General features: G+C 61.2%; 9 protein-coding genes and 1 rRNA gene. 7 read left to right on the forward strand and 3 right to left on the reverse strand.

Features of this window, described 5'->3' with window-relative positions:
• The first annotated feature begins 18 nt into the window (after positions 1-18).
• Genes ACJ8PE_RS14100 through emrB form a run of 3 tightly spaced genes read left to right on the forward strand, consistent with a single transcriptional unit; the run spans position 19 to position 4,222 of the window.
• Positions 19-1,470 carry an efflux transporter outer membrane subunit gene (locus ACJ8PE_RS14100; protein WP_197793477.1) on the forward strand — a complete coding sequence of 484 codons (1,452 nt, stop codon included), beginning with the start codon at positions 19-21 and terminating at the stop codon, positions 1,468-1,470.
• A 23-nt stretch (positions 1,471-1,493) separates the two neighbouring features.
• Positions 1,494-2,666 (forward strand): multidrug efflux MFS transporter periplasmic adaptor subunit EmrA, encoded by a 1,173-nt coding sequence (gene emrA, locus ACJ8PE_RS14105; RefSeq protein ID WP_016929855.1) that lies wholly within the window; start codon positions 1,494-1,496, stop codon positions 2,664-2,666.
• A gap of 17 nt (positions 2,667-2,683) precedes the next feature.
• Complete coding sequence (emrB, locus tag ACJ8PE_RS14110; RefSeq protein ID WP_033644166.1) at positions 2,684-4,222, forward strand: multidrug efflux MFS transporter permease subunit EmrB; 1,539 nt, start codon at positions 2,684-2,686, stop codon at positions 4,220-4,222.
• 54 nt (positions 4,223-4,276) lie between these two features.
• Here the strand turns inward: emrB and ACJ8PE_RS14115 are convergent, their stop codons facing one another.
• Positions 4,277-5,365: a tRNA/rRNA methyltransferase gene (locus ACJ8PE_RS14115; RefSeq protein WP_033644167.1), complete on the reverse strand. Its 1,089-nt coding sequence runs from the start codon at positions 5,363-5,365 to the stop codon at positions 4,277-4,279.
• A 207-nt stretch (positions 5,366-5,572) separates the two neighbouring features.
• Between ACJ8PE_RS14115 and trxC the strand changes: the two genes are divergently transcribed.
• The 4 genes from trxC to pssA all read left to right on the forward strand — a co-directional run bounded on the left by trxC (position 5,573) and on the right by pssA (position 11,001).
• Complete coding sequence (gene trxC / locus ACJ8PE_RS14120; RefSeq protein ID WP_442536767.1) at positions 5,573-5,992, forward strand: thioredoxin TrxC; 420 nt, start codon at positions 5,573-5,575, stop codon at positions 5,990-5,992.
• A gap of 114 nt (positions 5,993-6,106) precedes the next feature.
• Complete coding sequence (locus ACJ8PE_RS14125; protein WP_047573925.1) at positions 6,107-6,796, forward strand: tRNA-uridine aminocarboxypropyltransferase; 690 nt, start codon at positions 6,107-6,109, stop codon at positions 6,794-6,796.
• Positions 6,797-6,844: 48 nt separating this feature from the next.
• On the forward strand, positions 6,845-9,493 hold the full coding sequence (locus tag ACJ8PE_RS14130) for a bifunctional acetate--CoA ligase family protein/GNAT family N-acetyltransferase (protein ID WP_122016696.1): 2,649 nt from the start codon (positions 6,845-6,847) through the stop codon (positions 9,491-9,493).
• A gap of 152 nt (positions 9,494-9,645) precedes the next feature.
• A complete protein-coding gene (pssA, locus tag ACJ8PE_RS14135) occupies positions 9,646-11,001 on the forward strand; it encodes a CDP-diacylglycerol--serine O-phosphatidyltransferase (protein WP_033644170.1) in 1,356 nt (451 codons plus the stop codon).
• 36 nt (positions 11,002-11,037) lie between these two features.
• Here pssA and ACJ8PE_RS14140 read toward each other — a convergent pair whose 3' ends face one another.
• Entirely contained in the window at positions 11,038-12,348 is a 1,311-nt protein-coding gene (locus ACJ8PE_RS14140; protein ID WP_033644171.1) for an MFS family transporter, read from the reverse strand.
• Between the two features lie 258 nt (positions 12,349-12,606).
• Positions 12,607-12,718, reverse strand: a 5S ribosomal RNA gene (gene rrf, locus ACJ8PE_RS14145); the annotation flags it as partial.

Genomic DNA, 12,718 nt, shown 5'->3' on the forward strand with positions numbered 1-12,718 from the left:
CTGTTCAGGTACCTACTTATGCGATCCCCATTTCACTGGAGATTCACCCCGCTGTTCGCCGTGTTGCTGCTGGCCGGGTGTGCTTCTACCGATAATATTGCCCCGCAATCCACGCTGATGGATCCGCAGAGCCTGCAGTTGGCTCAGCCGAAAGTCAGTTCGCTGGCCGTCAGCCCGCAGTGGTGGCGCGCCCTCAAGGATCCGCAGTTGGACGCCTTGATGACGCAGACGCTGCAAAATTCGCCGACCCTGCGTCAGGCCGCCGCCCGCGTGCGCGAAGCGCAGAGCGTGGTAGGCGAAGCCAACGCCGCCAACGGGCCGAACCTGGATTTGAACGCCAGCACCCAGCGTCAACGCGTGCCGCAAAACGTGAATATGGGGCTGGGGTATCCGCATAAGCCGATCTATTCAAGCTCCAACTCGCTGGGGTTGAACCTGGCGTACGAGTTCGACTGGTGGGGCAAATACCGCAACCAGGTGAACGCCGCCAAGGCGCAAGTGAACGCAGCGCGCGCCGAGCAGGAACAGGCGGCGCTGACGCTGACCAGCTCGGTGGCATCCGCCTACTACCAGCTGCAGAGCAATCTCGCGCTCGAGAAGCTGCTGCAGCAGGAAGTGAACAACAACGAGCGCCTGACCGCGCTGCGCCAACAGCGCTATCAGGCCGGCCTGACCGGCGTCGACGTGCCGCAACAAACCCAGGCGCAGTCCGACGTCGCCAAACAGCAGATTCTGCAGCTGCAGTCGCAAATCGAACAGCTCAGACACCAGCTCGCCGCGCTGGCGGGCCAGGGGCCGAACGCCATGCAGCACCTGCGTCAGGTGCCGCTGCCTGCAGACAACCTGATGGCGCCGCAGGGCGAACTGACGGCGGATCTGCTGGGCAAACGCCCGGACATCGCCGCGCAACGCCAGCTGGTGGAGTCTTACAGCCAGCGCGTCAGCGCCGCGCGTAAAGAGTTTTACCCCAGCCTGACCATTTCAGCCTTCGCCGGCCTGATGACCACCAATACCAGTGGCACCAGCCCGAATCTGTTTGAAGCGGCCAGCCAGGCCTGGAACGTGATGCCGGCGATCTCGCTGCCGATCTTCCACGCCGGCGCCCTGCGCAGCAAGCTGGGTGAGGAATCCGCGCTGTATGACGAAGCGGTGGAATCCTACAACCAAACCATCCTGAATGCGGTACAGGAAACCGCCGACGCCATCACCATCCAGCAGAGCTCTGCACAACAGCAGCTGCAGGCGGCGTCCGCGGCCCAGTCGATGCAACAGGTGTATCAGGTCGCCAACGCCCGTTACCAGGCAGGGATTATCGGGCGCGACGATCTGTTGACCAGCCAGACGCAGCTATTGCAGCAGCAACAGGCGGAGTTGAATGCCAGCAGCAATTTACTGCAGGCGAAGATAGGACTGATCCGCGCGTTGGGCGGTGGCTATCAGGCCCCGGCCGCAGCGGATTCGAAAGCATAATAATATAAGGCTTGGAGAACACCATGAGCGCAAGCGCGGAAACCCAAAACCCGCAGCAGCCGAGCGGCAAAAAGAAGCAGCGCAAATTTTGGCTGCTGTTGCTGACGGTTATTTTCATTGTTATAGGGGTGGCTTATTTAGTGTATTGGTTCCTGGTGCTGCGTCATCACCAGGAAACCGACGACGCCTACGTCTCTGGCAACCAGGTGCAGATCATGGCCCAGGTGTCCGGCAGCGTGAACAGCGTCAACTTCGACAACACCGACTACGTCAAGCAGGGCGACGTGCTGCTGACGCTCGATCCGACCGATGCCGAGCAGGCGTTTGAACGCGCCAAAACCGGCCTGGCCAACAGCGTGCGTCAGACCCACCAGCTGATCATCAACAGCAAGCAGTATCAGGCCAACATCGCCTTGCGCAAGACCGATCTGAGCAAGGCCGAGAACGATCTGAAACGTCGCGTGGTGCTGGGCAGCGTTGACGCCATCGGCCGCGAAGAGCTGCAACACGCTCGCGATGCGGTCGACAGCGCCAAAGCCGCGCTGGAAGTGGCGGTGCAGCAATACAACGCCAACCAGGCGATGGTGCTGAACACCCCGCTGGAACAGCAGCCGGCGATCCAGCAAGCCGCCGCGCAGATGCGCGACGCCTGGCTGGCGCTGCAGCGTACCAAAGTGATCAGCCCGATTACCGGCTATGTCTCGCGCCGCAGCGTGCAGGTCGGCGCGCAGATCGCCGCCGGTTCGCCGCTGATGGCGGTGGTGCCGGCCGATCACATCTGGGTTGACGCCAACTTCAAGGAAACGCAGATCGCCAATATGCGCATCGGCCAGCCGGCGACGGTGGTCAGCGACGTCTACGGCGACGACGTGGTGTATCAAGGCAAAGTGGTCGGTATCGACATGGGCACCGGCAGCGCCTTCTCGCTGCTGCCGGCCCAGAACGCCACCGGCAACTGGATCAAGGTGGTGCAACGTCTGCCGGTGCGTATTGAGCTCGACGCCAAGCAGGTGGCCGATCATCCGCTGCGCATCGGTCTTTCGACGCTGGTCACCGTCGACACCGCCAACCTGGACGGCCGCGTGCTGTCTGACGTGGTGCGCGACAAACCGCTGTATCAGAGCGACGCGCTGGCGTTGAATCTGGCGCCGGTTAACCAGCTGATCGCCGACGTGATCCATGCGAACGCCGGCTAAGCGCGCGGGAGGCCATCTTGCCACAGAAACCGCTTGAAGGCGCCCAGCTTGCCTGGATGACGGTCGCGCTCGCCATGGCGACCTTCATGCAGGTGCTGGACTCCACCATCGCCAACGTGGCGATCCCCACCATTGCCGGTAACCTCGGGTCTTCCAACTCGCAGGGCACCTGGGTGATCACCTCGTTCGGCGTGGCGAACGCCATCTCGATCCCGATCACCGGCTGGCTGGCGAAGCGCATCGGCGAAGTGCGGCTGTTCCTCTGGTCCACCGCGCTGTTCGTTCTCGCCTCCTGGCTGTGCGGCATCTCCAACAGCCTCGGCATGCTGATCTTCTTCCGCGTGATCCAGGGCGTGGTGGCCGGGCCGCTGATCCCGCTGTCGCAGAGCCTGTTGCTGAACAACTACCCGCCCGCCAAGCGAGCGATGGCCCTGGCGCTCTGGTCGATGACCGTGATCGTTGCGCCGATCTTCGGGCCAATTCTCGGCGGTTACATCAGCGACAACTACCACTGGGGTTGGATCTTCTTCATCAACATCCCGATCGGCGCCTTCGTTATCCTGGCGGCGATGGCGACGCTGAAGGGGCGAGAAACCAAAACCGAGATCAAGCCGATCGATACGGTTGGCCTGGTGCTGCTGATCGTCGGCATCGGTTCGCTGCAGGTGATGCTCGATCAGGGCAAGGAGCTGGACTGGTTCAACTCGACCGAGATCATCACCCTGACCGTCGTGGCGGTCGTGGCGCTGCTGTTCCTGGTGGTCTGGGAACTGACGGACGATCATCCGGTGGTGGATTTGTCGCTGTTCAAGTCGCGCAACTTTACCATCGGCTGTCTGTGCATCAGCCTGGCGTACATGCTGTATTTCGGCGCCATCGTTCTGCTGCCGCAGCTGCTGCAAGAGGTGTACGGCTATACCGCCACCTGGGCGGGGCTGGCGTCGGCGCCGGTCGGGCTGATCCCGGTGCTGCTGTCGCCGATCATCGGTAAGTTCGGCAACCGGCTCGACATGCGCAAGCTGGTGACTTTCAGCTTCATCATGTATGCCGTGTGCTTCTATTGGCGCGCCTATACGTTTGAACCGGGCATGGACTTCGGCGCTTCGGCCTGGCCGCAGTTCGTTCAGGGCTTCGCCATCGCCTGCTTCTTCATGCCGTTGACCACCATCACGCTGTCCGGCCTGCCGCCGGAACGCATGGCGGCGGCATCGAGCCTGTCGAACTTTACGCGAACCCTGGCGGGGTCGATCGGCACCTCGATCACCACCACCCTGTGGACGCAGCGCGAATCGCAGCATCACGCGCAGCTGACGGAGTTCGTCAACCCGTACAATCCGCAGTCGCAGGAGATGTACCGGCAGCTCGAGCAGCTCGGCATGAGCAAGCAGCAGGCGTCGGCCTACATCGCCAACGAGATCACGGCACAGGGGCTGATCATCTCCGCCAACGAGATTTTCTGGCTGTCGGCCGGGGTATTCCTGGTGCTGCTGGCGCTGGTGTGGGTAGCGAAACCGCCATTCAGCTCCGGCGGCGGCGGGGGCGGTGGCGCTCACTAAGCTTCAAACGAAACGGGCGCCCTGAGGCGCCCGTTTTTTTATTCGACGTGAAAATCACGCCTGATTCTGACGCCACCAGTCCGCCAGCAGAATGCCGGTCGCCACGGAAACGTTCAGGCTTTCTACCTTGCCGGTGCCGCCGATAGACACGTTCATATCCCCCTGCTGCCAGGCGCTGTCGCTGAGGCCGTCGCGCTCCTGGCCCAGCACCAGCACCATCTTGGCCGGCAGCTTGGCCTGCGCCAGCGCGGTGCCTTTGTGGCTCGAGGTGGTGACGATGGTGTAACCCGCCTTGCGGAAGGTATCCAGCACCGACAGGAAATCATCGGCGTTGATCGCCTTGATGTGCTCCGCGCCGCCTTCTGCGGTACGCACCGCCGCGCCGGATTCCAGCAACGCCGGATCCTGCAGCAGCACGCCGTTGACGCCGAAGTGGGCGCACGAACGGACGATGGCGCCCAGGTTATGCGGGTTGCCGACTTCTTCCAGCGCCAATACGCAGTCGGTCGCCGGCGCAGTTTTCAGGTAGGTCTGCGCATCCAGGCCCTGACGCTTTTTGATCAGGAAACAGACGCCGCCGTGGTGCTCGGTGCCGGAAGCCTTGGCCAGCTCTTCCTCATCCACCACGTGGTAGGCTTTGCGGTTAGCCGCCATCCAGCGCAGCGCTTCACGGAAGCGCGGCGTGACCGACTGCACGAACCAGGCGCGCACGATCGCTTCCGGGCGGCTGGCGAACAGCGCCTGACAGGCGTTTTCACCGTAAACGCGGGTTTCTTCCGCGCGCTGGCGGCGCAGCTGTTCCGGATCGATAAAGCTTTTGCCGCTGATGCCGCCGTGATCGAACGCCGGCTCTTCACTCGGCGCGCGCGACACGGTTCTCCACGGCGACTCGTTGCCGCCGCGATCTTCAGAGCGCGCCGGACGGCGAGGACGATCGCTTTCACTGCGGCGGGAATCGGCTCCGCGACGGTCATTGCCGCCGCGCGCCTTGTCTTGACCGGTGCGGCCCGAGCGCGCACCGTCAGCCGGACGGCCTTTGCCGGCCGGACGTTTATTCTTGTTGCGGTCGTCGCCGTTGTCGTCGTCGCTGCGGACGTACATCACTTTGACCTTACCGTTTTTGCCACTAAATGAATCGTTCATTGTCTTCTCCACCAACGCGCAGGGCGCGAAGATTACCTGATGTTGGTGCATGAAGCCACCAACTTGCGCTAAAAGCTCCCAACTATCACATCCATTGAACAAACCTCATTGTTCATGCGCCGGGTTTTGCCGATAATCGTCAGCATTAAAGAAACATCTCCGCAACCGCGTTGCGGGGACCCGGCTTTCTCAGTACCCGAGGTCAACATGAATACAGTTTGTGCAGCTTGCAATGCCACCAACCGTGTGCCGGAAGAACGTCTGGCGGACAACGCGAAATGCGGCCGCTGCGGCCATGAGCTCTTCGACGGTGAAGTGATCAACGCCACCGCCGTCACGCTGGACCAGTTGCTGCAGGACGATCTGCCGGTCGTGGTCGATTTTTGGGCGCCGTGGTGCGGCCCGTGCCGCAGCTTTGCGCCGATCTTTGAAGACGTGGCCGAAGAGCGCGCCGGCAAAGTGCGCTTCGTGAAAGTGAACACCGAAGCCGAGCCGGAACTGAGCGCCCGTTTCCGCATCCGCAGCATCCCGACCATTATGGTGTTCCGTCAGGGCAAGATGGTCGACATGCTCAACGGCGCGATGCCGAAGGCGCCGTTTGACAACTGGCTCAACGAGTTAGTGTGATTCGGCAAGTATAGGCCGTATCCCGCCATCGCGCGCGAACGCGCCCCGATCGAGCCCGCCCCTCCCGGCGGGCTTTTTTCTGCGTTACAATAGCGGTTTTTCCCCAGGATCGTTATGACCGACAACGCCGTACTTCGCCTGCGCCAATTCCGTTTAGACCGCGCCACCCGCCCCTTTCTGGCGCGCGGTTGCCGAGTGGCGCGTTGTCAGGGGTGCCTGCTGCCGCATAAGAACTGCCTGTGCGACACCATTCGCCCGCAGCAGGCCGGCAGCCGTTTCTGCCTGATCATGTTCGGCGCCGAGCCGCTCAAGCCCAGCAACACCGGGCGCCTGATCGCCGATATCCTGCCGGACACCCAGGCGTTCCTCTGGTCGCGTACCGAGGTCGATCCCGCCCTGCTGGCGGCCATCAACGATCCGACACGGCAGCCTTACGTGGTGTTCCCCGCGTCCTACGCCGACGCCGAGCGGCCGGTGTTCAGCGAACTGCCCGTCGGCGGCAAACCGCCGCTGTTCATCATGCTGGACGGCACCTGGGCGGAAGCGCGCAAAATGTTCCGTAAAAGCCCGTATCTCAATCAATTCCCGGTGTTTTCACTCAACGTCGACGCCGCATCGGCCTACCAGCTGCGCGAAGCCAGCCGCGCCGAGCAACACTGCACGGCGGAAGTGGCCGCCGCCCTGCTGCAACAGGCGGGCGATATGCCGGCCGCCGACGGATTGAATCAGCACTTCCGCTATTTCCGTCAACAGTATCTGGCGGGAAAACCGACCCGACCGGAGGCACCGGTCACAGCAATGTAGCCATAAAGCGCCTAAAATCAGGCGTAACGTTGCCAAAAGGAGCCGTGCATGAGCCAGCGAGGGTTAGAAGCGCTACTACGTCCCAAATCGATCGCCGTGCTGGGCGCTTCGCAGCAGCCGGGCCGCGCCGGCAACCTGATGATGAGCAACCTGCTGGCCGGCGGTTTCGGCGGGCCCATCTTGCCGGTGACGCCGCGTTACAAGGCGGTATGCGGCGTCATGGCCTATCCCGACGTCGCCAGCCTGCCGCTGACGCCGGATCTGGCGATCATCTGCACCCACGCCAGCCGTAATCTGGCGCTGATTGAAGCGCTGGGCCAACGCGGCTGCAAAACCGCCATCGTGCTCTCTTCGCCGCCGGAACAGTTCGCCGAGCTCAAAGCCTGCGCGCAGCGTTACGCCATGCGGCTGCTGGGCCCCAACAGTCTGGGGCTGCTGGCGCCGTGGCAAGGCATCAACGCCAGCTTCTCGCCGGTGCCGATCCAAAAGGGCAAGCTGGCGTTTATCTCGCAGTCCGCCGCCGTCGCCAACACCATTCTCGACTGGGCGCAGCAGCGCGAAGTCGGCTTCTCCTATTTCATCGCGCTGGGCGACAGCCTGGATATCGACGTCGACGACCTGCTCGACTTTTTGGCGCGCGACAGCAAGACCAGCGCCATCCTGCTGTATCTGGAAAACATCAGCGACGCGCGGCGCTTTCTCTCCGCCTCGCGCAGCGCCTCGCGCAACAAGCCCATTCTGGTGATCAAAAGCGGCCGCAGCCAACAGGCGCAATTACTGCTCAACAGCCAACTGGGGCTGGACGCCGCCTATGACGCAGCCATCCAGCGCGCCGGCCTGCTGCGCGTCCAGGATACCCATGAGCTGTTCTCGGCGGTGGAAACCCTCAGCCATATGCATCCGCTGCGCGGCGAACGGCTGATGATCGTCAGCAACGGGGCGGCGCCGGCGGCGATGGCCTTGGACGAACTGCTCGGCCGCAACGGCAAGCTGGCGACGCTGAGCGAGGAGAGCCTGGCGACGCTGAGCGACGCGCTGCCGGACTTCATTCGCGCCGGCAACCCGCTCGACCTGCGCGACGACGCCACGCCGCAGCGTTATCTGGCGGCTCTCGAAGCGCTGCTCGACAGCCACGACTATGACGCGCTGCTGCTGATCCACGCGCCGAGCGCGGCTGCGCCCGGCACCGCCACGGCGCAGCGGCTGATCGACGCGCTGCATCGCCATGCGCGCGGCAAGCGCATCACGCTGCTGACCAACTGGTGCGGCGAATACTCTTCGCAAGAGGCGCGCCGGCTGTTTACCGAAGCCGCCATTCCGACTTACCGCACGCCGGAAGGCGCTGTGACCGCTTTTATGCATATGGTGGAATACCGCCGCAACCAGAAGCAGCTGAAGGAGACGCCGGCGCTGCCGGTCGGCCTGACCGCCAATACCGCCGATGCCCACCGCCTGATCCATCAGGCGCTGGCCGAAGGCGCCACCCAGTTGGATACCCACGAGGTGCAATCCATTCTGCAGGCCTACGATCTGAGCACCCTGCCGACCTGGATCGCCGAAGACAGCGCCGAAGCGGTGCACATCGCCGAGCAGATCGGCTACCCGGTGGCGCTGAAGCTGCGCTCGCCGGATATCCCGCACAAATCGGAAGTTCAGGGCGTGATGCTCTACCTGCGCACCGCGACCGAAGTGCAACGCGCGGCGGAGGCGATCCTCGACCGCGTGAAGCGTACCTATCCTCAGGCGCGCATCCACGGCCTGTTGGTGCAGAGCATGGCCAACCGCGCCGGCGCCCAGGAGCTGCGCATCGCCGTGGAGCAGGATGCCATTTTCGGCCCGTTGATCATGCTGGGAGAAGGCGGCGTAGAGTGGCGCCAGGAAAATCAGGTCGCGGTCGCGCTGCCGCCGTTGAATATGGCGCTGGCGCGTTATCTGGTGCTGCAGGCGGTGAAAGGCGGCAAGATCCGCGGGCGCAGCGCACTGCGGCCTTTAGATATCCCCGGGCTGAGCCGCTTGCTGGTGCAGGTTTCCAACCTGATCCTTGACTGCCCTGAGATCGCCCGGCTGGATATTCACCCGGTGCTGGCTTCCGGCAGCGAGTTCACCCTGCTGGACGTTTCGATGCAGCTCGCACCGTTCAGCGGCGATCCGCAGGCGCGGCTGGCGATTCGGCCTTATCCGCATGAGCTGGAAGAGACCATCGCGCTGAAAGACGGCAGCCAATGCCTGTTCCGCCCTATCCTGCCGGAAGACGAGCCGGCGCTGAAGCATTTCATCGACCGGGTGACCAAGGAAGATCTCTATTACCGCTACTTCAGCGAGATCAACGAGTTTACCCATGACGATTTGGCCAACATGACGCAGATCGACTACGATCGGGAAATGGCCTTTGTGGCGGTGCGCGCAGACGAGATCATCGGCGTGACCCGCGCGCTGTCCGATCCGGACAACACCGATGCCGAGTTCGCCGTGCTGGTACGTTCCGACCTGAAAGGCCTGGGCCTGGGCCGCCAGCTGCTGGAGAAAATGATCGCCTATGCGCGCGCGCATGGCCTGACCCGCCTGAGCGGTATCACCATGCCGAATAACCGCGGCATGATCGCGCTGGCGCAGCGGTTGGGCTTTGGCATCGAGGTGCAGCTTGAGGACGGCATCGTCAATCTGACGCTGCCGCTGCAGGCCGACGACGCGCAGTGACCTGCGTCGCAATGCGCTACGAATCCACCACTTAACGCCAAAACATACGCACAATCGAGGCAACTAATGGTATTATCGCCCGATTATTCGGTTTATTGTTTTTAAGTCTGTGGCGTTCCGGCCATCAATCATGAGAGAAGAAGCGCACTGTGATGTTGTCAAAATTTAAACGTAGCAAACATCAACAACACCTTGCACAACTGCCCAAACTCCCCCAGACGGTTGCTGATGTTCGTACTCTGTACGCGCCGTCCGACTTTCGCGCCACGCTGCTGGATTCCATCGCCAACGCCACCCAACGTATCTATCTGGTGGCTCTGTATCTGGAGCATGACGACGCCGGGCGTGAGATCCTCAACGCGCTGTATCAAGCCAAACAGCGGCGGCCCGAGCTGGAAATCTGCGTGCTGGTCGACTGGCACCGCGCACAGCGCGGGCGCATCGGCGCCGCCGCCGCCAATACCAACGCCGACTGGTACTGCGCCATGGCCAGCCAGCATCCGGAACAATCGGTGCCGATCTACGGCGTACCGGTCAATACTCGCGAAGCGCTGGGCGTATTGCATCTGAAAGGTTTTGTGGTCGACGATACCGTTATCTACAGCGGCGCCAGCATCAACGACGTCTATCTGCATCAGCATGAGAAATACCGTTACGATCGCTACCAGTTGATCACCAACGGCGTGCTGGCCGATACCCTGATCGATTACATCAAGCAGCATCTGCTCACCGCCGGCGCCGTACAACGCCTGGATCGCAGCGATCGGCCGAAAAGCCCGGAGATCAAAAACGAAACCCGTCTGTTCCGTTTCGCCCTGCGCCGTGCCGGTTACCACTTCCGCGGCAAAGCCGGCAACGATGAGCTGGCGGTGACGCCGATGGTTGGGCTAGGCAAACAAAGCGTGCTGAATAAAACCATTCATCACCTGATGTCATGCACCGACCAGAAACTGACGCTGTGCACTCCCTATTTCAACCTGCCGGCGCTGCTGGTGCGCAACATCATTTATCTGCTGCGACAGGGCAAGCAGGTGGAAATCATCGTCGGCGATAAAACCGCCAACGATTTCTATATTCCGGAGGACCAGCCGTTCAAAATCATCGGCGCGCTGCCCTACCTGTATGAGATCAACCTGCGCCGCTTCCTGAGCCGGTTGCAGCGTTACATCGACACCGGCCAACTGATCGTGCGTTTGTGGAAGGATGGTGATAACAGCTATCACCTGAAAGGCATGTGGGTAGACGAAGAGTGGCAGCTGATTACCGGCAATAACCTCAACCCGCGCGCCTGGCGGCTGGATCTGGAAAACGCCATTCTGATCCACGATCCCAAGCAAGAGCTGCGCGAGCAACGGCAGAAAGAGCTGGAATGCATCCGTACTCATACCACTGTAGTCGGCCATTATCAGGAACTGCAAAGCATTCAGCAGTATCCGATCAAGGTGCGTAAGCTGATTCGGCGTCTGCGCCGTATCCGTATCGATCGGCTGATCAGCCGTATCCTGTAAGCGGTATGCTGACCCCGGCCAAGGCCGGGGTTTTTATTACAGCTGTATCTCCTTGCCTTTGCGATGCAACCGGAGCGAGACCAGCAGCGCCAGCAGGCACATGCCGGAGACATACCAGAAGAAAGCGTTCTCCACGCCAAACGATTTAAGCGACAGCGCGACATATTCCGCCGAGCCGCCGAACATGGCGTTCGCCACCGCATAAGACAAGCCCACCCCTAAAGCACGTACCTCCGGCGGGAACATTTCGGCTTTAAGCAGCCCGCTGATCGCGGTGTAAAAACTGATGATGAACAGCGCCAGCACGATCAGGCCAAACGCCATATAAGGATTACTCACCTCTTTCAGAGCGAACAGGATCGGCACCGTCAACACCGTGGCAAAGGCCGAGAAGATCAACATCGAGCTGCGACGGCCGATTTTGTCCGAAAACGCGCCTACCGCAGGCTGCAGCAGCATAAAGACGAACAGCGCGACGGTCATGATGGCGCTGGCCAGCTTGGCGTCCATACCGGCGGTATTCACCAGATATTTCTGCATGTAGGTGGTGAAGGTGTAGAAGGTCAGCGAACCGGCGGCGGTAAAGCCCAGCACCATCAGGAACGCCTTGCGATTTTTCCACAGCCCCGTCAGCGAACCGGCATCTTTGTGGTTACGCGTCTTCGCATCGGAGGTTTCATTCAGCGAACGACGCAGGTACAGCGCGACTACCGCCAACACGGCCCCCAGGGCAAACGGAATGCGCCATCCCCAGGCTTTCAGCTCTTCGGCGGGCAATATCTGCTGCAGGATCACCAGGACCAGCAACGCCAACAGTTGCCCGCCGATCAGCGTCACGTACTGGAACGAGGCGTAAAAGCCGCGTCGCCCCTTGATCGCCACCTCACTCATATAGGTCGCGCTGGTGCCGTATTCTCCCCCTACCGACAGCCCCTGGAACAGGCGGGCGATCAGCAGCAACGCCGGCGCCCAGCTGCCGATCGATTCATACGTCGGCAGGCAGGCGATCACCAGCGATCCGGCGCACATCATACAGACCGAAAGCAGCATGGAATTTTTTCGACCATGCTTGTCGGCAATATAGCCGAATAGCCAACCGCCAATCGGCCGCATAAAGAAGCCGGCGGCGAATACCCCGGCGGTTTGCAGCAGCTGCGTGGTGCTGTTGCCCGCCGGGAAGAACGAGGCGGCAAAGTAAATGGAACAAAAGGAGTAAACGTAAAAATCAAACCACTCCACCAGATTGCCTGATGAAGCCCCGACGATAGCGAAAATGCGTTTCTTGTTATCCAGCGCCCCCTGTTCGACGCCGTGCTCATCCCCAAGAGCCGATGTTGTTTCTGTCATGATGTATTCTCCGAGCCATAACAATGATGAAATTTGGCTTCCTGCCGCCCTGGTTGTTACTTTATTGTTATTTATAAGTTAACAGCCAAACTTAATAGCGGACGAAGAATATCTGACATTCAGAGAAACAATGCGTTGGTTTTGTGATGAATATTAAACAGTACGATGAAAGCTGAAGCGGATTACAACGGGGATTTTCCATTTTACGCATAGCAAAAAGCCCTGAACGTCAGTTCAGGGCTTTCGGCTTTATTTGATGCCTGGCAGTGTCCTACTCTCGCATGGGGAGACCCCACACTACCATCGGCGCTACGGCGTTTCACTTCTGAGTTCGGCATGGGGTCAGGTGGGACCACCGCGCTATTGCCGC

Source organism: Serratia sp. CY74737, assembly GCF_052166775.1.
In the GTDB taxonomy this organism is placed as follows: domain Bacteria; phylum Pseudomonadota; class Gammaproteobacteria; order Enterobacterales; family Enterobacteriaceae; genus Serratia; species Serratia ureilytica.